Origin of the sequence: Paenibacillus sp. GCM10027630 (assembly GCF_042676305.1) — a bacterium.
Taxonomy (GTDB): domain Bacteria; phylum Bacillota; class Bacilli; order Paenibacillales; family NBRC-103111; genus Paenibacillus_S.
The window spans coordinates 414376-434338 of the sequence record NZ_JBHTGY010000036.1 but is presented as its reverse complement, the minus strand read 5'-3'; the positions used below and the strand labels follow the sequence as shown (position 1 = coordinate 434338).

17 protein-coding genes and 1 pseudogene are annotated in these 19963 nt (G+C 44.5%); 16 read left to right on the top strand and 2 right to left on the bottom strand.

The window, feature by feature from the left end; all coding sequences use genetic code 11:
* Positions 1-139: 139 nt before the first annotated feature.
* The 4 genes from mscL to ACFQ0C_RS18790 all read left to right on the top strand — a co-directional run bounded on the left by mscL (position 140) and on the right by ACFQ0C_RS18790 (position 3267).
* Positions 140-610 carry a large conductance mechanosensitive channel protein MscL gene (mscL, locus tag ACFQ0C_RS18805; protein WP_258211694.1) on the top strand — a complete coding sequence of 157 codons (471 nt, stop codon included), beginning with the start codon at positions 140-142 and terminating at the stop codon, positions 608-610.
* Positions 611-646: 36 nt separating this feature from the next.
* Positions 647-1525, top strand: coding sequence for an AraC family transcriptional regulator (locus ACFQ0C_RS18800; RefSeq protein ID WP_379368539.1), 879 nt, complete (start codon positions 647-649; stop codon positions 1523-1525).
* A 233-nt stretch (positions 1526-1758) separates the two neighbouring features.
* Positions 1759-2883 (top strand): alginate lyase family protein, encoded by a 1125-nt coding sequence (locus tag ACFQ0C_RS18795; RefSeq protein ID WP_379368538.1) that lies wholly within the window; start codon positions 1759-1761, stop codon positions 2881-2883.
* A 159-nt stretch (positions 2884-3042) separates the two neighbouring features.
* Positions 3043-3267, top strand: coding sequence for a helix-turn-helix domain-containing protein (locus tag ACFQ0C_RS18790; RefSeq protein WP_089200926.1), 225 nt, complete (start codon positions 3043-3045; stop codon positions 3265-3267).
* Positions 3268-4322: 1055 nt separating this feature from the next.
* Here the strand turns inward: ACFQ0C_RS18790 and ACFQ0C_RS18785 are convergent.
* Positions 4323-4505 (bottom strand): hypothetical protein, encoded by a 183-nt coding sequence (locus ACFQ0C_RS18785; RefSeq protein WP_379368537.1) that lies wholly within the window; start codon positions 4503-4505, stop codon positions 4323-4325.
* A 105-nt stretch (positions 4506-4610) separates the two neighbouring features.
* On the opposite strand from ACFQ0C_RS18785, the pseudogene ACFQ0C_RS18780 reads away from it, so the two are divergent.
* The 7 genes and pseudogenes from ACFQ0C_RS18780 to ACFQ0C_RS18750 all read left to right on the top strand — a co-directional run.
* A pseudogene (locus tag ACFQ0C_RS18780) lies at positions 4611-4715 on the top strand (helix-turn-helix domain-containing protein); the annotation flags it as partial.
* Between the two features lie 1408 nt (positions 4716-6123).
* The gene (locus ACFQ0C_RS18775; RefSeq protein WP_379368536.1) at positions 6124-6582 is read left to right on the top strand and encodes an SRPBCC family protein; all 459 of its coding nucleotides are present in this window, start codon (positions 6124-6126) and stop codon (positions 6580-6582) included.
* Positions 6579-7268: a TraX family protein gene (locus ACFQ0C_RS18770; RefSeq protein ID WP_379368535.1), complete on the top strand. Its 690-nt coding sequence runs from the start codon at positions 6579-6581 to the stop codon at positions 7266-7268. Before ACFQ0C_RS18775 ends, ACFQ0C_RS18770 begins: the two co-directional genes overlap by 4 nt.
* A 106-nt stretch (positions 7269-7374) precedes the next feature.
* The gene (locus ACFQ0C_RS18765; RefSeq protein ID WP_379368534.1) at positions 7375-9945 is read left to right on the top strand and encodes a PAS domain S-box protein; all 2571 of its coding nucleotides are present in this window, start codon (positions 7375-7377) and stop codon (positions 9943-9945) included.
* Between the two features lie 220 nt (positions 9946-10165).
* Complete coding sequence (gene yhfH / locus ACFQ0C_RS18760; RefSeq protein WP_379368533.1) at positions 10166-10378, top strand: protein YhfH; 213 nt, start codon at positions 10166-10168, stop codon at positions 10376-10378.
* 184 nt (positions 10379-10562) lie between these two features.
* Positions 10563-11510, top strand: coding sequence for a metallophosphoesterase family protein (locus tag ACFQ0C_RS18755; protein WP_379368532.1), 948 nt, complete (start codon positions 10563-10565; stop codon positions 11508-11510).
* Positions 11511-11548: 38 nt separating this feature from the next.
* Entirely contained in the window at positions 11549-12028 is a 480-nt protein-coding gene (locus tag ACFQ0C_RS18750) for a GNAT family N-acetyltransferase (protein ID WP_379368531.1), read from the top strand.
* An 85-nt stretch (positions 12029-12113) separates the two neighbouring features.
* Here the strand turns inward: ACFQ0C_RS18750 and ACFQ0C_RS18745 are convergent, their stop codons facing one another.
* A complete protein-coding gene (locus tag ACFQ0C_RS18745) occupies positions 12114-12809 on the bottom strand; it encodes a FadR/GntR family transcriptional regulator (protein ID WP_379368530.1) in 696 nt (231 codons plus the stop codon).
* A 149-nt stretch (positions 12810-12958) separates the two neighbouring features.
* Here ACFQ0C_RS18745 and ACFQ0C_RS18740 point away from each other — a divergent pair, with 149 nt between their 5' ends.
* The 5 genes from ACFQ0C_RS18740 to ACFQ0C_RS18720 all read left to right on the top strand — a co-directional run bounded on the left by ACFQ0C_RS18740 (position 12959) and on the right by ACFQ0C_RS18720 (position 19775).
* The gene (locus ACFQ0C_RS18740; RefSeq protein ID WP_379368529.1) at positions 12959-14497 is read left to right on the top strand and encodes an FAD-linked oxidase C-terminal domain-containing protein; all 1539 of its coding nucleotides are present in this window, start codon (positions 12959-12961) and stop codon (positions 14495-14497) included.
* Between the two features lie 8 nt (positions 14498-14505).
* Positions 14506-15873 (top strand): (Fe-S)-binding protein, encoded by a 1368-nt coding sequence (locus ACFQ0C_RS18735; protein WP_379368528.1) that lies wholly within the window; start codon positions 14506-14508, stop codon positions 15871-15873.
* A 366-nt stretch (positions 15874-16239) separates the two neighbouring features.
* Positions 16240-17376, top strand: coding sequence for a DGQHR domain-containing protein (locus ACFQ0C_RS18730; RefSeq protein WP_258211285.1), 1137 nt, complete (start codon positions 16240-16242; stop codon positions 17374-17376).
* A complete protein-coding gene (locus ACFQ0C_RS18725; RefSeq protein WP_258211284.1) occupies positions 17376-18548 on the top strand; it encodes a DNA sulfur modification protein DndB in 1173 nt (390 codons plus the stop codon). Before ACFQ0C_RS18730 ends, ACFQ0C_RS18725 begins: the two co-directional genes overlap by 1 nt.
* A gap of 207 nt (positions 18549-18755) precedes the next feature.
* Positions 18756-19775, top strand: coding sequence for a LacI family DNA-binding transcriptional regulator (locus ACFQ0C_RS18720; RefSeq protein WP_379368527.1), 1020 nt, complete (start codon positions 18756-18758; stop codon positions 19773-19775).
* Positions 19776-19963 lie beyond the last annotated feature (188 nt).

Below are 19963 nucleotides of genomic sequence, written 5' to 3'. Positions count from 1 at the left end.
CGGTTCAGAGTGGTTTTTTCTATTCAACCTATAGAAACCGCCTAGTGAGAGCTACATCGACCTGAGATTAAAAATCGGTTATCATAGATGAATATTAAAACTTATTTTTATGGAAAGGAAGTATAGTATGCCATCCAAGATATTAAAAGAATTCAAGGAATTTGCAATGAAGGGCAACATGATAGAATTAGCTATTGGTGTAATCATCGGAGGCGCTTTTGGCAAGGTAGTGACGTCTATAGTTAATGATATAGTTATGCCGCCGATCGGATTGCTGCTTGGCCGAGTAGATTTTAAAGAACTGTTTATCAGCTTGAACGGGGTTCACTACGAAAGCTTGGCAAAAGCCAAGGAAGCTACGGCTCCGACACTTAATTACGGCCTTTTTATTAATACGATACTTGATTTTTTAATTGTGGCCTTTGTAATATTCATTGCAGTTAAGCAATTGAACAGGCTGCGCAAAAAGCAGCAGGACAAGCCTGAGCCGAAAAAGATCATGGTGGAATGCCCGGAATGTTTATCAGAAATCCCTGAGCAGGCTGTTCGCTGTAAATATTGTACAGCTCGACAAGAGCCAGCTTTAGAAAAAAAGCAGCTTACGAATTAAGAGGGAATCATTAATCCGGAAGGCGCAATGATGAGCATGAAAGCTTTAAGAGACTCGCGATTGCACTTGCTATGGACTGCAAGGATAGATTATCCGGAAGGTAGCCGTGTAGAAGCGCATCAACATAGTGACTACGATCAGCTGCTTGTAATATTATCCGGCAACAGCGGAGAAGTATGGATCGGAGAGCAGCGTCATCCAGTCAAAGAAAGCTCGGCCTACTTATTTCTCAGGGGGATACCGCATAGCTTTCAGTTTGAAAAGCAAGCTGTAACCCTTGATTTTAAATTCCATTTGACAGACGAGCGGATGATAAATGCGTTCGCTGAGCAATCCTCGTATTACCCTTGCAAAGGCACTGCTTTACCTGAAATTAAGCAATGGTATAAGATGTCCTTGCTGCAGATGCGCAACCCGGACTCCGTTCATCCTATGCGAATCGAAGCCGGGTTTAAAAGCACTCTAATATCGCTTCTTCATGAAGCTGGATCTGCCTTGGAGCAATCGGGTCCTTATGCTTCGCTATATCCTTCAACTAATGGTAACGAACCCATTGTCCATTATGTTAAGGAGAACTTTGCCCAGAAAATTACACCCCAGCTGTTAGCTGATCAATTTGGCTTTAATCCGAACTATTTGGTCAAAATATTCAACGATATAACGGGAATGCCACCGATCCAGTTTTTGCAGGAAATTCGACTCGAGAAAGCTATGGAATATTTGGAATTTTCTGCACTGCCGATTACGGAGGTAGCTGAGAAAGTTGGCTGGACGCTTCCGTATTTAAGTAAGATGCTAAAAAAACGGCTTGGGGTGACACCTTCCCAATATCGGCAATCTCTTGTTAATGCAGTTGGTAAGGACATTATTTTGGAGCTTGATTTTGCCAACGAGTGGAGAATCGAGCAGCAATAATTAAAACTCACGAGAGCATCCTGTCATACTTTATTAGGCAGGCTGCGCTTTTTTTTGTGTGGAATCGGGTGTAAGAAATGAAGATAAGCAAAAAACAACTGAGGATAATCTATATTCGGCGGGCAGCCATTGCTTTATACTTTTAGTGGAGCTAAAACAACCTATCAGGAAAAAGGAAAAGTTAGCGCTGTTGAGATGCAGCTAAATATGGTTTGAAGGGAAAGGATCTAATTATGAATACACTCATTAAGGGTACACTGCAAAAGCGCCCTTCACTATTTGACGATGAATGGATTCGAAAGCATGCCGATGCATCGCTGGCAGCGTGTCCTATCCATATTACAGATGCCGTTGCTCCGCAAAGCGAGGGCGGACCTCATGACTATTACTCCAATGGTGACTATTGGTGGCCGAACCCCGATACATCGGATGGCCTACCTTATATTCGTCGGGATGGTGAAAGCAACCCTGGCAATTTTGACAGCCATCGTATGTTTTTGCGCAGCATGAGAACCCATGTCGCAAATTTGGCTTCCGCATATGTAATAAGTGCGGATGAGGCTTACGCACAGAAAGCGATCCAGATGCTATGCGAATTTTTCCTGGATGAAGCGACCAAGATGAACCCGCATCTGCTGTACGCACAAGCGATCCCCGGCATTTGCTCCGGCAGAGGCATTGGTATCATCGATACGCTGCATCTAATCGATGTGCCTGCTGCCATAGAAGCCCTTCAAGCTTCGCCTTCTATGACCAAAGAAATCTATTTGGGATTGAAGCAATGGTTCAGCGATTATTTGGTCTGGATGAGTACTCATGAGAATGGAATAGAGGAAATGAATGCGGACAACAACCACGGAGTTTGTTGGTTTGTTCAAGCCGCGGCCTTCGCTCGGTTTACCGGCAATGAAGACATGCTCTCGTTCTGCAGACAGCGATATAAGGAATCGATCCTCCCTGATCAGATGGCACAGGATGGAAGCTTTCCACGCGAGCTTGCGCGTACGAAGCCTTACGGTTACGCTATCTTCGTGCTGGATAATATGGTCACATTATGCCATATTCTATCTACTCCAGAGGACAACCTGTGGACCTATGAGCTGCCGGACGGACGTGGGATAGCCAAAGGACTATCCTACCTGTTCCCATACATGAAGGATAAAGCTTCTTGGCCGTATCCTCCGGATGTTGAGCATTTTGACGGATGGCCAGCTAAAGTATCTTTGCTATTATTTGCCGGACTCGCGTTGGAGCAGGAGGATTTCATCGAGCTGTGGACGAGTCTTGATCCTGATCCTTTGGATATGGAGGTTCGCCGGAATATTGCCATTCGTCAACCACTGCTGTGGCTTAGGTAGAATAGAGGCTCTTGTCAGACATAGGTGACTATGAGAAGGCTAATGAAATGCCCATTTTTCCGCATCACTGCACCATTAGTTACTGCCCTTCATAAACTAACTTGACTGTATCCCTACACCTTGAAATGATACAAAAACCCGGGCAAGGAGGGGTGACACTTGAAGGGCAGCGACCAAAAAAGCAAATTTTTACTAACCAATCGTGAACGCGAAGTATTCGAACTGTTGGTGCAGGACAAAACAACCAAGGATATCGCACAGCAACTGTTTATCAGCGAGAAAACGGTGCGTAACCATATATCCAACGTCATGCAAAAACTAAATGTAAAAGGTCGTTCACAAGCAGTTGTCGAGCTGATAAAGCTTGGGGAGTTACAAATCTGATATTATTTCACACTCAATACGCCCAGCCTTCTTTCTACGTGATCCTTACGGATGCGCACAGAGAAGGTTCTTTGCTTTTTCTAAAATGTAATAACTGAATTATTCATTTTCTCAAGTCCATACATATTTCGTTTTTGAACTCGGTTGCTTAAATGGGTTTCATAAAAACACGATTGTTTGCAGGAGGGGAACTGCGAGTCTCTTACGTTCGAAGTATGTGGCGTGGTGGGTGAGCGGGTGTATGCGGTACGTGATACAAAGTTTGGTAGTGGCTAGACCACTCGTCGTTTAAAGAAGAAGGATGGATCTATAGATATTGAGCGAGTTACGAAGGCGATATGCCTGCGACAGTGTTTCCTGATTACACAAAATACGCTGGCTTCACCGAACGTTGCGTTATAACAACATTTGCTCAGGCTGAGCTGCAACACGAACCACACTTGCTAATGCATCTATCCGAAACTTATAGTCTGCACATGAAGGTAAGACACCCGATGAGGCAGAAGCAATCGTTCAACGTGCATAGGCGTTTCTAGCGAAAATATAAAAAGTACAAAACTATGACTAAAGCTATAACAAAGTATAAAAGCACTGAATATTTAGAGAACCTTGTACTAAGTGTTTCTTCCCCTTTTCCGGAGAGGACATCAAAAATCATCCTTTTTAAAAAGACCTTAAACAATATCAGAACAAAGCAACCAAGAGTAGCGATAATAAATAAAACCGATTTTATCCATTTTTTTCACGCTCCATCAATGAAATCATACGCAGATTAACTTAATTAGTTACGGATGATATTTTGAATATTGAGGAACATGAGGAGGGCTTGGCTACCTTATAGGTGAAATTGAGAAAGGAATTATTCGAAAAAGAAAAGGCTGCTTATGCGGAGCAAATTAGGCGGTTACGGGAAGAGAATGAAAGGTTGCATAAGGCGATTGATCGAGTTGGGTTTTATTGTGCAGGCACAGAATTTAATCATGTGAGCAAGTTTGTGCTTAGGATAAAAAGCGGCGAACAAGTTTGAATACGGAAGGACATAAGGGAGCATGGATTTAACTTTCACCTCTTTCCATTTGGACAATATTCATAATAAACTGTTCTTTCCAATCCTCAGCCTGTGCAGGGTCCATCCTTTCAAGGAAATGATCTGTGCTCCAAAAATGAATACTCAAGCTCTCATTATCCGTTTTAAGTTGATTATTTAGATGGTTAGTTAATTTTTGATACTTATTCATCAGGGGTAATCCTCCACATTTTTCTTTTAAAATAACACTTACGAACACCTTGAGTATTTTGTTACTCAAGACCCATTAAATCAACTTCCAACCCATTGATTTGGAGTGCTTTTTATTTACAATTGTATTTCAAACCACATCACGTACGTCATGCAAAAACTAAATGTAAAAGGTCGTTCACAAGCAGTTGTCGAGCTGACGTGGTGCTAATCTGAATCAACATGAGTATGTATGAAAATGGCCCAAGACGAAAAAAACCAAAAATGGAAATCAGACCTACAACGTTTTAAGCTGTAAGTCCGATTTACTATATGTGAATAGTGATCTAGGATGTGTCTTAAGATTAACCGCCTCAGATTAACGCAGCCTTAAAAACAGATAATTATTAGCTTAAAAATACGCCAACCGTAAGTCCTATCGTCTCACAAGTTTATTTGGTAGCACTTTGCTTCAATTTTTAGGATCCATAGTTGCAGTGCAGGAGCGGTAGGGATGATTAAAAAACTACGTTATGGAAGTAGCTGATTCCTGGTAATAGCCGTACGTGACTGCCAAAGAGAAGCCGTTGTGTTAACTCAGAATGTGCTTATTACTTGAGTTCGCAGCTTAATTGAACCAGTATCGTTGAAGTCAGTGGTGATGCAGAGCCACGTAAGAAAAAGGAACAAATTGAGCGCAACCTCAAAATCAATGTTTGCCTCTCCTCCTACCATCAGCCCACACAAAATGCTGCGAAAGTGCAGTTATTTTTCTGTCGAAATTGCTGTTCAGAGAAAATACCTGCGAAAGTACATCCATTTTCATAGAAATCGTTCCAGCTCAGCTGAGAATGAGAAAATAAATGCACTTTTGCATCAATTCAAGAAAAGCATCGATATAAGACTAAAAGGATGTAAAAATGCAGGCTTTTGGGAAAAGGCGATGGCTTCGAATCCAATAAGCTGTGTGCGCTGTTCTTAAGGTTTCGTATTGTGCTTGAGCAGAGCTGTGCACGGAACGGATACGCAATCGAATGGCTTCGTTAAGCGCTCAAGCGCCCGAACCCCCGAACCCCCGAACCCCCGAGTGCTCGTTGTGGCGCTGCAGGTCGATCGAGCCCCAGATTTCCGTTCTGAGCCCCAAAAGGAGCAGCCTTTTTGCTGCCCCCTAGCAGCCCAATTATCAATTACGTTGCAACAACATATAACCGCTTATGCTTGAAGTTTTTTTCTGGAATACCACTCTAAAGCCAATGTCATGGTCTAATAAGCAGTTTAAGGCATTGATAAGCAACCCATTCCTTACCAAAGTAAATCTGCAAGGTTGTGCATTGCCAATAATACGAGCAGCAGTAATTCTGCGTGCAGATCCAGGAACCAGAGGGTTTCTTGTCCAATTGATCAATACTAAGTCAGGTTGACGAACAGCTTTTACACTAGCCATTTCGATCACCCCATTTCCGTTTAGACTCTCTATATAAAATGCACGGTAAATTATAATGTGCTTAGCAAAGAGTATTTGTTAGCCCCTACTCCGCTTGGAATACTCGCAATGAAACTTTGCTGACTTTACTCTGCATGATAGAATAAACCTAATGAAACATGATATTACTTAATATTTGATCCTTGGGAGAAACCTTATGCCTGTGATTAAAATGGCTGTCCACATTCAAGCTCCTGTGCAAGTTTGTTTTGATTTAGCAAGAAGTATAGATATACATATGAAATCAGCGTCCCAAACTCAAGAGAAAGCTATCGCCGGAAGATTGAGCGGACTCATAGAATTAAATGAAACCGTCACCTGGGAAGCGGTCCATTTTGGAATTAAACAAAGGTTGACTGCAAAAATTACTGAGTTTGATTCACCGCACAGGTTTGTCGATGAGTTGGTTAGCGGGGCTTTTCAGCGCTTCTGGCATGAACATCTATTTATTTCTCAAGATAACGGAACTTTGATGATCGATACTTTTAATTATACATCCCCTTTTGGCATTATCGGCAGGGCTGCGGACGCTATTTTCCTCAAGCGATATATGCTCAGCTTTTTGACAAAACGCAACGAATTTGTTAAAAAATGCGCAGAGGAGCAGGTGCTGTGACCGCAAATGCAAATGGATGGGAGAGACCCTTACTAAATATCAAGCCGTTAGGCATGCAGCGGGAGCTTCTACAAATTGTGGCGATGCTGACGATGCTAATTGACCATATAGGGTTTGTATTTTTTCCGGAGCAATGGGGATTGCGTGTTATTGGCAGAATATCATTCCCGCTCTATGCCTTTGGAATTGTTCAAGGATATCTGCATTCTGGGGATGTTAAAGGTTATATCCGTCGATTAGGGCTGCTGGCCCTTCTATCAGAAATTCCGTTTATTATGGCTTTTAATGTATGGAAGATCAATGTCATTGGGACTTTTTTCGTTTGTATTTTGACATTATATTTGCTTGATCGAATTTCTTATAAAATAGGGAAAACATTAGTTCTATGCGCTTCGGCAGCAACGCTGATTTGGATTCCGGCCGATTATGGCATTTATGCTCTATTGCTCATTTTTATATACCGTTATGTTTCTGCGAATTTGTCCATACCCCTCCATTTCTTACTAAATATATATTACTGGTGGAGTGAAGGAGTTTTGTATCAGCATTTCAGCCTCATATCTACCGCTTGGTTAACGCTTGGAACGAAGCTGGATATTAGGATTTCAGTTCCACGTTGGTTGTGGTTGTCATTTTATCCGGCCCATTTAGTGATATTAGTTCTCATTAAGGAATTGTTTTTCTAATGGCGTTTGCTGAAGTTTGGAAAAAAACATAATGAATATCTGCTATTTATTGTAGTATAGTAAAGAAAATATAAAAAATACTATACTGTATAGGTGATAGACATATATGAGGATCAAAGGAAAAGGAATTAACTTGCCAAAAGTTAGAGAGACATTAAGAAAGAGTAAAATGCTCTCGGGTTATGAGTTATGTAACCGCAATCTTTTGGATGGCTCTGCCGTGCCGACTATGGTCCATGATGGAAGTATTGTGTTATATGTGAATGCTGCTTTCGTCCGTATGATGGAAGGCTTCAGTCCGGAGGAATATACAGGAAAATTCATTTCTGAACTATTTGCTGAGCAAAAAATAGCAGATATGCCTTTCTATGCAGTAGAACGTTCACTCATTCAAAATAAACAAGTTATCGTTGATGTGGAAGCGACTCGATTGCCTACGATTTTTCATGGGGAGTCCGCGCAGCTTATGATGTTTAAGGACGCTGTCGCTCAAACCAGAACGGATAAAGAAATGCAATCGGTCCAAAACCTTCTCGATTTCTTTGCCCAGCATACGACCGACGGAATTGTGATTGTTGATAGACAAGGTTTGGTTATTCATGTGAATGAGGCATTTGAGAAATTGCACGGGTGGATGCTGGAGGAGCTAATAGGTAAGATTATGCCTATGGTGCCGGACTTTTTGATGGAGGAAGCTAAGCAAATACATGCAAAAGTATCAAGCGGACAAATGGTTTGCGACTTCGAAACCTACAAGCTCAGAAAAGACGGCAGCATCTTTCCGGTAAGTGTGACGGTATCGGCATTAAAGGATTCGGCTGGAAACATCATCGGTTTTGTTGGAGTAGAGAGGGATATTACACAAAGAAAAATGATAGAACAAAATTTGCGCCAGGCGCAGGAAGAGCTGGCCACGGCTATACGAGAGCAGCAGGGTCTCATCTTTAAATATAAAAAAATAAATAATCAATACATATTAACCTTATGTGACGGAGAACTTCTGTACAGATTTGGATTAAGACCTGAACAGGTTATTGGTAAAGAATTATGGGACATATTAGGAGGCAGTGGGTCAGAAAACTTATTTGCCCACTACCAACGTGCGATCAATGAAATGGAGAATGTGAACTATGAAGCAAGCTTTAATGGGATTACTTATATTAGTTCTTTAAGGCCGATTATTCAGGATGGTGTCGTAGTAGAAGTTATCGGTTCCTGTGTGGATATAACAGAACGAAAACAAACGGAGATAGCATTGCAAGAAAGTGAGGAACGTTTCAGACAATTGGTTGAGCTGTCTCCTGCTCCAATTATTGTTTATGGCGAGGACTGCAGCATCTTGTTTGTAAATGGAGCCGCAGTTAGCCTGCTTGCAGCTACCGATGCTAACGAACTTATAGGAAAATCAGTCGAGCAATTTGTTCATTCAGACTCGATAGATTCTTTTTCCGCGGTGATAAAGCAGTTGATAACAGAGAGCAGTCCCTCTAATACGATTGAACTAAGGATGGTTCGGCGTGATGGCAGTTTCCTGGATATAGAAGCCCGAGGCGTACCGATTATGTATTCAGACAAAAAAGCGGTGCAATTTCTGTGCCACGATATTAGAGACCGTAAAATAGCAGAGGAAACACTTCGTGAAAGTGACCGCAGATATCAAATGCTATTGAAACTATCTCCCGAACCGACAGTTGCGCACGATGGAGAAATGATCGTTTACGCTAATGATGCAGCAGTTAGGCTCTTAGGTGCTGAAAGTCGCGAGGAATTGATTGGAAAGTCTTTGTTAAGCTTCTTCCATCCGGATTATCATGATGATTTTAGAGAAAGAATGCGGCTTGTAAAGGAAACCGACTCTCAGTTGAGCTTGGTTGAAGCTAAGCTAATTACTTTAAATAATGAAGTCGTCGAGACCGAAGGAAGCTCCATTTATGTATACAAGCATTTGAGCGTGCCGTTAATTCAATCCGTATTCAGAGACATTACCGAACGAAAGCGGACCGAAGAAATGATTATTCGCTCTGAAAAGCTTTCAATTGTTGGACAATTAGCGGCAGGTGTAGCCCATGAAATCAGAAATCCTCTTACCACCTTAAAAGGGTTTACCCAGCTGCTCAAAGCAGGAAAAAGAAATGACGCCTACATCGATCTCATGCAGGTGGAGCTGGAGCGAATTAACCAAATCGTCAGTGAGTTTATGGTCATCGCCAAGCCGCAAAACGTAGAGCTTCAACAGCATGATCTGTATAAAATTATTGATGACGTAATCCAATTCATGGAAATGCAAGCAATTATGAATAAGGTAGAGATCAAGTATAATCTCAAAGAAAATGTCACTTGTATATGCAATCAAGATCAACTGAAGCAAGTATTTATAAATATTCTTAAAAATGCTATAGAAGCGATGCCTAATGGGGGAAACATAGACATTCTGATGTCCTGCACGGAAGAGAGTATAGGTATTCAATTTATCGATTATGGTACTGGAATTCCGCAAGAAATACTTTCCAGGCTTGGGGAACCTTTTTTTACGACAAAGGAAACCGGAACAGGTCTCGGGATTATGGTATGCCAAAAAATTATTGAAGCTCACAAAGGAACTATGCAGATTGAAAGTGAGTTGGATAAGGGTACTAAGATTATGATTGTATTACCAAATGTCAAACAATTTGGGTAATTGCGAAGGGGTGAATCTATTCAATCTTCATACATAAAGATACAGGATTTAAATAAAGACCTGGCTTTCAGCCAGGTTTTTTGTATGGAATAAAACTCAAAGATTAATTGGAAAAATTTATTGGTAGCGCTCGCATTTATCGATTAACTGTTATATAATAAAATCATAATTATCAAAACTGTTATTGTAACAGATCATACTACTAAAGGAGTGTTGAACGTTGGCCGTTGAACCGATGAATCCTTTTGAATTGTATGCTTCAAAACGATGTACGCAGTGCGGTACTCTGCTGGAGGAACAGTCGGAGTGTCATAAAAGCACCTGCGACGAATGCGAAGGAAACACGTTTTATCCGTTATCACCGCTTCAGCCGCCTGGCAAGCCGGTTCGTTTCATGCAAGGCTGCAGCATCATCGATGATTATACTAATTAGCCTCTCATTTTATTCCCTCGACCGTACCTGTAACAAGGGGCGATCGGGGGATTTTTATTGCTGCGGGCTATCTCTCAAATTTCTCATCAGTTTGACTTATGGGTGCACGATAAAATTGTATTAGCTACAGTACACAATCATCTGGTAAATTAAAAGCATGAATTGGAAAAAAGGGGGAGCTTCAATGAGACCAGGCACTTCGCTGAACTTTCGTCCGGAAGGAACATTTACAATCGTGCAATTTACGGATCTGCATTGGAAAAATGGGGAGGAACCTGATCAAAGGACAGCTAAGTTAATGCAGACGGTGCTGGATTTGGAACAGCCCGACCTTGTATTTTTTACCGGGGATACGATTGAAAGCGAGCATTGCCGTAATCCCAAACAATCCTTTCATGATGCTGTCTCGATTGTAAGCGGAAGACGACTTCCATGGGCTGCTGTATTTGGCAATCATGATGCCGAGTATGGAACAACGAAATCGGAGCTGTTGCAGGTACAGCTTGAGCATCCTACCTGCTTATCGGAAGCTGGTCCTGAGGAATTGCATGGAATTGGAAATTATACGATCCCGATCTTGAATGGTGAAGGCAAGCCGGAGGTTATTTTATATGCTCTTGATTCAGGCGATTATGCCGCACCTCTACTTAAGGGCTACGATTGGATTCATCGTGATCAAATTGAATGGTTTGCGAGGCAAGCGGATGCTTTCGCACAGTGGAATGGAGGACAGCCTGTCCCATCGCTTGCATTTTTTCATATTCCTGTACCTGAATACGAGGAAATGTGGAATAAGGAAACCTGCTTTGGCGTGAAGGAAGAAGGAGTTGGAAGTCCGAAGGTGAATTCGGGATTTTTTACGGCGATGCTGGAAAAAGGGAATGTGATGGGGACATTTACGGGTCATGATCATATCAATGATTATCACGGACAGTGGCATGGGATCAGGCTGTGTTACGGAAGAGCGACAGGATTCAACACATATGGGAAAGAAACGATGCAAAGGGGAGCGCGTGTCATCCGATTAAATCAAGGTCAAGCCGGGTTTGATACCTGGATTCGATTGGAGGATGGAAGCCGGATCGATAACCAGCCGGAGCATTCACCGGAGCTTCAAGCAACCAACGGGTAGATGGTTAATGGTCAATACATACCGGGAGGCGGGCATACATGGAAGAATACAGCGCTATAAGCAGGGCTACAGATGAGGGGCCCTACATCCGCAAGGCGGTTGACGAGGATATTCCCATGCTGTGCAAGCTCATGCTTCAACTAGGCGGAGAGGGCATTTCCTATGATGATATGAGGGATCGGCTGAGAATGACGGAACAAAGCGACAGTGACACGATCTATATTTATGAACAAGAAGGACTTGTTCTGGGAACATTGGTTTTTCGTGTGCGTGAAAATATCCGCGAGGTTAGCCGTTATGGAGAAATTTGCATCATTGTGGTGGATGCCTTGTCCAAGCGATCGGGAATTGGGAGAAGCTTGATGAAGTTCGCTGAGCAATTAGCGCTGGAGCTGGGCTGCAAAGGAACCTACCTAATAAGCGGCTTCGGACGTAAGGAAGAGGCTCACCTTTTTTATCAAGAGCTGGGATATGAGATAACGGGCTATCGTTTCGTTAAGATGCTTGAGAAGACTTAATGAACACGCGAAATTTTAAAAGTGAATAGACTGGTGCGGCCTACTTCAGGCTGCTGCCGGTCTATTTTTTGTTGTGAGAATAAAATTATTGCTGGACTGCCTGCAGCTTGTGCAGCACCTGTTCGACTTTATGAAGATGAGAGGCCATTCGTTCTTTGGCTAAACCAGCATCGCCGGTTTGGATAGCATCGACAATTTGCCGGTGTTCCTCAGACAAACGTGCAGCCTCGGTTTGCTCGGCAAACAACCACAGCCTGCGGCTCTCGCGCATCACAGATCCCATCGATTGGAATAAGGACTGGAGTGTACTCACAAGCAGATGATTCTGAGCGGCTGTGGCTACAGCTATGTGAAAACGGATATCGGACTTTTCCAATAAATCCTCATCCTGCAGTGTGATCATTTCATCGATAATATGGTGCAGCTCTTGCAGGTCGGATTCATTTCTGCGGATAGCTGCCAAGCCGGCACTTTCTGTTTCCAGCATAAATCTTAATTCAAGCCACGCACGAAGCTGTTGGATATCCGAAATTTCAGGCGCTTGCCATAGCAGTTCAGGCTGCTTGTCTTTTAATACAAAGGTACCGCCGCCATGTCTCACGTCGACCCAACCATGAGCCTTTAATGACGTTAGTGCCTCGCGGATCGTCGACCTGCCTACATTTAATAAAACAGCCAGCTGTTCAACTGAGGGGAGGCGTGTCCCTATCGGCCACTCGTTTTGTTGAATTCGTTCAAGAATCGCCTCAGCAGCAATTTCATAGGCTTTTCGAATTATCACATCAATCACTTCCTTCAGCAGTATTATGTTATGGATTGACAGATAGCAAAATACACTTTTATAATAAAGTCATCAGATGACCTGATCTAAATTATAGCTGAATCGGTTATCATTTACAATTCGGAACTTATGAAAGGGGATAAATCCAAGTGCTGCCACAAAATGTTCGTGAACGTATGCAAGCGATTGTCGGCGATAAATGGTTTAAGGATGATACGGAAACTTTGGTTTCCTATAGCTATGACGCTACGCCGCTGTATCAATCGATGCCGGATGGGGTTGTGTTTCCTGCTTCGACTGAGGAAGTGTCCGGTATCATGAAGATATGTGCTGAGTACAAAATCCCGGTGATAGGACGTGGGGCCGGCAGTAATCTTTGTGCGGGTGTCGTTCCCGTGCTGGGCGGACTCGTTATTGTAATGACACGGATGAATCGTCTGCTGGAAATCGATCAAGATAACTTGACCGCGACATTTCAGACGGGGCTGAATACTAAGCAATTCCATACGGCAGTGGAGCAAACAGGGCTCTTTTATCCGCCGGATCCTGGCAGCATGATTATATGTACGATGGGCGGGAATATTGCGCTTGGAGCGGGCGGGCTTCGTGGGCTTAAGTATGGAACGACGAAGGATTACGTGATTGGCCTTGAAGCGGTGTTGGCTAATGGAGACATTCTCAGAACCGGAGGGAAGCTTGTAAAGGATGTAGCCGGGTATGATTTGACCAAATTGCTTGTAGGCTCCGGGGGGACATTGGCAATATTGACAGAGGCAACGGTTAAGCTGGTGCCAAAGCCGGTATTTCGCAGGTCGATGCTTGCTATTTATAGCGATCTTTCTGCGGCTGCACTCTCTGTATCGCAAATTATTGCTAATCGGATTACGCCGTGCACGCTTGAGTTTATGGATAAAGCTACGATTCGTGTGGTTGAGGATTTTGCGAGAATCGGTCTGCCCGTTGATGCAGAAGCTGTATTAGCCATCGAGCAGGATGGTGATGAGACAATCGTGGAGCGGGATTTGCTGCTTATTGAGGAAATTTGCCGCCGTGAGGGGGCAATTGAAGTAAAGGTGGCAGCTACGCCAGAGGAAGGCGCGAAAGTTATGGAGGCAAGGCGCAGCGCACTGGCCGCCTTGTCGAGGCTGCGGCCGACGACCATTCTGGAGGATGCCACTGTACCGAGATCGAAGCTAGCCGAGATGGTACAGGAGGTTCAACGAGTAGCGGCTAAATTCGATGTTCAAATCTGCACCTTCGGACATGCCGGCGACGGCAACCTGCATCCAACGGCAATGACTGATGCTAGGAACCCGGAGGAGCTGCACAGGGTCGAGCAAGCTTTTGATGAAATATTCGAGGTTGCACTGAGCCTGGGAGGCACGATAACCGGAGAGCACGGTGTCGGTTTGGTTAAAGCGCCATATCTCGAATGGAAGGTCGGGGCTTCCGGCATTGATATTATGAAGCGCTTGAAGCTGGCATTTGATCCGGACAACATAATGAATCCCGGTAAGATGTTTGCAGAAACGCGAAAACGGGTAGTATTAAATAGGCCTCATGGAGGTTCGAACGCCAATACACAGGCACTTGAGCAACAGCAGCAACAGCAGCAACAACAGCAACAACAGCAACAACAGCAACAACAGCAACTGGATGATAAAAAAGCTTCGCGGGAAGGGCAGTGACTTTAGTTATGGCGATCGAACAATCAAGGCTGGCAGAAAAGCTGAAGCTTACGCTTGATTCTGACCAATTAACTAACTGTATGCGCTGCGGCTTCTGTCAAACGGCCTGTCCTACGTTCAATGAGACAGGACTGGAGGCAGCCTCCCCGCGAGGGCGCATTGCGTTAATGAAAGCCGTCGCTGACGGTGTAATGGCGCCAGACCAGCAATTTAAGGAGCAGATGGATTTATGTCTGGGCTGCCGGGCCTGTGAGCCTGCCTGCCCATCTGATGTGAAATATGGCCAGCTCATTGAGCAGGCGAGGGAGTCGATCACCTCGGAAACGGAGTTTCCTTGGCATGTAAAGGCGATTCGCTCCTTATTTATGGAGCGGCTGTTCCCGCATCATGGCCGCATGCGTATGGTTGGCGGCTTGCTCAAGCTATACCAGCGCTCGGGTATGCAGCAGCTGACGCATAAAAGCGGCGTCATGCGCATGTTTCCCGAGCATATGCGGCAGATGGAGGCGATCCTGCCGCAGGCTTCCTCCGATGGCGTTGTCCGCGCTTGGGAGAAGCTGGGTCTTCCGGCGGCTTGGGAAACAACGCCGAGCGGCCAGCGCGTGCTCGTGATCCCGCCTGTCGGCGACAAGCTGGCACGCATCGGCCTGTTCCGCGGCTGCATCATGGATGTGCTGTTCACGTCGACTAACGTGAACACAATCCAACTGCTCCGCAGGGCCGGCTTCGAGGTCGCTATTCCGACCTCGCAAACCTGCTGCGGAGCGCTGCACGCCCACGCGGGCGAAACGGACGCGGCACGCCGCCTCGCCCGCGTGAACATCGACGCCTTCGCCGATGCCGGCGTCGACAGCATTGCGAGCAACGCCGGCGGCTGCGGCGCGAGCCTGAAGGAATATGACCATCTGCTGCACGACGATGCGTCATGCTCCGAAGCTGCGCACGGCTTCGCCCGCAGCGTCAAGGACATCTCCGAGCTGCTCACGGAGCAAGGGCGTCCGCTGCCCATCAAGCGGGAGCAGCCTGCAACCACTGTCACGTATCAGGATTCGTGCCATCTGCGCAATGTGATGCGCGTTCAGAGCGCGCCTCGTACCCTTCTGAAGTCGGTGCCGGGCGTCCGCCTTAATGAACTGCAGGGGGCCGAGCGCTGCTGCGGTTCGGCCGGAATTTACAATTTGACTCAGCCTCAAATGTCCACTCAAGTGCTAGACCACAAGATGGAGCTTGTGGAAGAAACCAATGCTCAGGTTATTCTAACAGCCAATCCTGGCTGCTTACTTCAAATGCAATGGGGAGTTTATCGCTCAGGACAATCGGATCGGATGAAGGCTATGCATCTTGTAGATTTTCTTGCCGAATCATTGGAAAATTAACTGTAAAGCTTGCCGGAATTTGAAAAGTTGAACGGGTTCACGAAGCCATTACGAAACAAAAAAGCTTTCACAAGGATAGCTTGGGGTCAGGTATTGGCACTGAAAATAACGCAATGCAATCTAATAGTCCTGACGACCTAGAGGTAGGCGCTGGACTATTTGTTGCTATTCAGATGGAAAATTTTTATTTTTATGTAAAACGACAAAGGAAAATGGACAAACTTGGAGAATTATTTGATTTGTCACTTGTAATATTATCCTATAATTTGAATGTTTCGTGGATATTCGGTGTATAATGGAACTATATGAACCTATTTATAGTACTATCTCTAGAGAGTGAATGAATATTTAAGGAGGACATAAGTAATGGATCCAATATCTTCTCTGTCAGAACTGCTGGCGGAGCAAAAAGCATCTTCGTACATTGAAATTCCCGGTGTAGCTTCAAGAACATTCGGGCAAGCAACTCTTTCCACAACGTTGCCTATGAGTAAACTATTTTCTATTTATGAAGTCGATTTGGAAGTACAGCGTTCCATTGTTCCACAAAATCTTTCCAAGCTCATGGATTACATCATGCTTTTTCTGGATCACAATCAAGGCATTTATTTTCCGGGTTTAATTTTATCGGCTAGAGGTGCCGGTGAGTATGATGAAGAGCAAAAGGTATACCGCTTACAAGCCATTGAAAAGCTGTATGTGGTCGATGGGCAGCATCGTTTGGCAGCTTTCCGCAGATTGATGGAAACATTGCAAAGCAACATGGCGCGGGCCAAGGACCGCAGGGAATACGAGAGAATGGAAGAAATTACAGCTAAGCTGAGCAAGCTTTACACCTTCCCTGTATCTACGATGATCTATTTGGACATCAATTCCCGACAAGAACGTCAACTGTTCTCGGATATTAACAAGCTTCCGCGTAAAATCGGCGGTAATCTTGCTGTTCTTAGAGAGCAAAGGAGATTTTACCATGTGCTGGCGACCCAATTGGCAGAACAGGATCCAGCGATGAAGCAAATATCCGTAGATATGTTTACGGAACGTGGTAAAGGACCCGAGTTTTTATTTTCCTATCATCTGCTTGTGGAAATTTTGGCTGGTTTGTTCGAAGGCCGCTTGAAATCGGCTGCCCGCAACAACGGCTACTATTTCGAGGATAAAGAAGTTGAGGAGCATCAGAAGCTGGCTTCCTTTTACTTCGATACCCTTCTGAGATATTTACCGGACCCGGTAAAAGGCGAGCAATGCTGGACGGAAAATATCCAGATTGCACTGGCGATGTTCTTTCACGATGAAGTGGTCAAAACAGGTACGTTCAATCGGTATGCGCTTGAGTATTCAATGAAAATTTTGCCTCACATTGATTGGAACGGGATTTATTCGGGAGATGAAAAGGACAGATTGCCAAGACGCTCACGTATAGTCAAAGCTTACCAGTATATCAAAGACTTCTATCAGGAGCATCATCTGTTTCTGATTCGCGATAAGGAGGACGCCGGCTAATGGATGGACTTTGCTTAAATATGACAATTCACCCGTTTTGCGAAAAATTCGGGTTAGCTACGGTGGCAATACAAGTACAGGATTTGCTGAATTACACATCGATCGATCCGATGGTTCAGCGTAAGCTAAGCGGAGGACAGCGCCGTAAAATTTCCAACTATTTGCAGGAGCGCGAGCTGGATCGCGTATTTTTCGGACCTGTGACGCTATCTCTGCGTGAAGTGAGTTCATTAGCAAAGATGGAGAAGGGATTATTTTTGCGTCCTGGTTCCAAGCTTAGCATTTTGGACGGACAGCATCGGATTTTGGCATTGGGCTATGTAAACGAGCAAATGCTGAAGGAAGTGCGCAGTCATGAGAAAAAGGTATCCGTTTTGACGATCAAGCAGCGCAGGTCTCCCGAGAATGAAGAGCTGAAGCTGGAGCTTGAACAAATGCAGGGCCTTGTAGAACAAATCGAGCGCCGTCGCCTTGAATTGATGGAGAGCGAACTGGCCGTGCAAATATATATTGGTCTAAGCGAAGAAGAAGAGAAGCAGCTGTTTGGCGACATTAACTCGAAGGTACAGCTGGTGAGTAAGGAGCTGGGCCATTCCTTCGATAGTATCGATCCATTGAATCTTGTTATTCAACAGGTGGTCGATCACAACGTCTTCCTTAAAGGCGCAGGCGTGGAACGCCGTGCAAACTTGACTTCGTATAACAAAAACTTTACTTCCTTTAGCTGGTTGTATTCAACGGCAACCATGCTGTTTACTGGTAAAATGCAGCCGTCCTACGAGCTGGCTCGCAAAATTCGTCAGGATCCGTCCACGTACACGGAGATTTTGCATCAGTTCTACAGTACATTGCTGCCTTTGATGCCGGAGCAGCCGGGCCTTCCGCAGTATAGCTCTGCCAGTCGGGCTATGCAGGAAAGCATTGCTTTGTATGCAAATGGCCACTTGTTTAAGGATGGCAAATATACGAAAAATTGGACATCATGTCTGAGCATCTTCGAGGGCTTCGATTGGACTCAGGAGAATGAACACTTGATCGAGCGCTTCGGAACATTGGATAACGGCAAGCTGAATCTGATTCATGAAAAATCTCTGCGTAAGCATGGCAAGCTGGTACAGCTTTTCCAAGAGCTGCATGGGGAGTCAACAGGTGACGAGGCGTCTACGGCTTAGTAAGACATCATTTGGTTTGGAATATTCAACAAAAACATCCTTAATTCGCTCACATTATTTTAAAGTGGTGCGGTTTTGGATGTTTTTTTGTTACTGATTTACGGGCATCAATGTGAGCCAAGTTTGATTCTATCGGAAAATTGATTATGATAGTAAATAAGAGGCTTGAAATCTTACTATTACTATAAGGATTGAGGTGTTACCTGAATGTCGAGTATTAAAGAAATCGCACGATTAGCGAATGTATCGCAAGGTACAGCCTCTATCGTACTTAACGGAAAGGGGGAACAATACAGGATTTCCACGAGTACACAGCAAAAAATATTTGAGGCTGCCAGGGAGTTGAACTATCAGCCTAATATTTCGGCAAGACGTCTGCGCAGTGGCGGTGAAACGGTACTTCCGATCATTGCGTTGTTTTGGGCGTTGGATACGCGCACAGCACTGATCAGCCGGTTTTTGAAAGGAGTACAGCTTACGCTTGCCACCATTGAGGGAGAATACGAGCTGCTTATTCAGCCATATGTAGGCTCCAAATTGAGTGAGGTGCGGGGGTTGGTCACGGGTACACGATTTAACGGGGCGATCATTGCCAACTCGACCGAAGAGGATGAGAAGTTTCTGCATCAAGCCAGTTTGAATGTGCCTGTCGTCTTGTACCAAAGAAGCTCATCCAAATATTGCACAGTGAATGTCGACGGATATAAGACGGGGGAGGAGGTTGCGAAATTATTGGCAAACCGGGGACATCGTCAAGCGGGGATCATTGTGCCGGATGTATCGTCCCAAGCCATTCTCCTTCGCAAGCAAGGCTTTTTGAAGGAAGCGGCAGCGCTCGGGTTGGAGGTGTCGCCTTCCCACATTGTTAGCTTCAATTTTTCAGAAAACGGCGGCTACGAGGCCATACAGAGCTTGCTTGAAAGTAGTTCGAACCTGCCTTCTGCGCTTTTTATCCTCAGTGATCGCATGGCTGTCGGAGCCTTGATGGGATTGAATGAAGCAGGCAAAAAGGTACCTGATGATATCGAGATCATAGGGCATGACGATGATGAGGTCGCCCAATTTACAATCCCTACCTTATCGACTGTGCATTTGCCGGTTGAGGAAATGGCAGGCGAATGTGTGAACATGCTGGTCGAAATGATGCATCATAGAATAACTACACCGACAAGTAAAGTATTTGATACGCATATAGTTACGCGAATGTCCTGTGGAAACTTTAAATAGAATGGGTTTGAATTTAAGCACTTAATTTGACAGGAACCTGGCCATCGGCCAGGTTTTTTCCGTTTCTCTCCCAAAGTATCGGATTGATACGGTAGTGTGTTTTCAAAAAAAGTGAGCATTAAAAATAAAAATGTTGACAGGGAAAGAATTGTAAAATATGATAATAACGTATTAGCATAACGTTTTAG

Bases quoted from the DNA above. Each gene is read 5' to 3' on its own strand.
- ACFQ0C_RS18800 (WP_379368539.1), top strand. From the start codon at position 647: ATGAAAGCTTTAAGAGACTCGCGATTGCACTTGCTATGGACTGCAAGG.
- ACFQ0C_RS18795 (WP_379368538.1), top strand. From the start codon at position 1,759: ATGAATACACTCATTAAGGGTACACTGCAAAAGCGCCCTTCACTATTT.
- ACFQ0C_RS18785 (WP_379368537.1), bottom strand. From the start codon at position 4,505: ATGAATAAGTATCAAAAATTAACTAACCATCTAAATAATCAACTTAAA.
- ACFQ0C_RS18775 (WP_379368536.1), top strand. From the start codon at position 6,124: ATGCCTGTGATTAAAATGGCTGTCCACATTCAAGCTCCTGTGCAAGTT.
- ACFQ0C_RS18765 (WP_379368534.1), top strand. From the start codon at position 7,375: ATGAGGATCAAAGGAAAAGGAATTAACTTGCCAAAAGTTAGAGAGACA.
- ACFQ0C_RS18755 (WP_379368532.1), top strand. From the start codon at position 10,563: ATGAGACCAGGCACTTCGCTGAACTTTCGTCCGGAAGGAACATTTACA.
- ACFQ0C_RS18750 (WP_379368531.1), top strand. From the start codon at position 11,549: ATGGAAGAATACAGCGCTATAAGCAGGGCTACAGATGAGGGGCCCTAC.
- ACFQ0C_RS18735 (WP_379368528.1), top strand. From the start codon at position 14,506: ATGGCGATCGAACAATCAAGGCTGGCAGAAAAGCTGAAGCTTACGCTT.
- ACFQ0C_RS18730 (WP_258211285.1), top strand. From the start codon at position 16,240: ATGGATCCAATATCTTCTCTGTCAGAACTGCTGGCGGAGCAAAAAGCA.
- ACFQ0C_RS18725 (WP_258211284.1), top strand. From the start codon at position 17,376: ATGGATGGACTTTGCTTAAATATGACAATTCACCCGTTTTGCGAAAAA.
- ACFQ0C_RS18720 (WP_379368527.1), top strand. From the start codon at position 18,756: ATGTCGAGTATTAAAGAAATCGCACGATTAGCGAATGTATCGCAAGGT.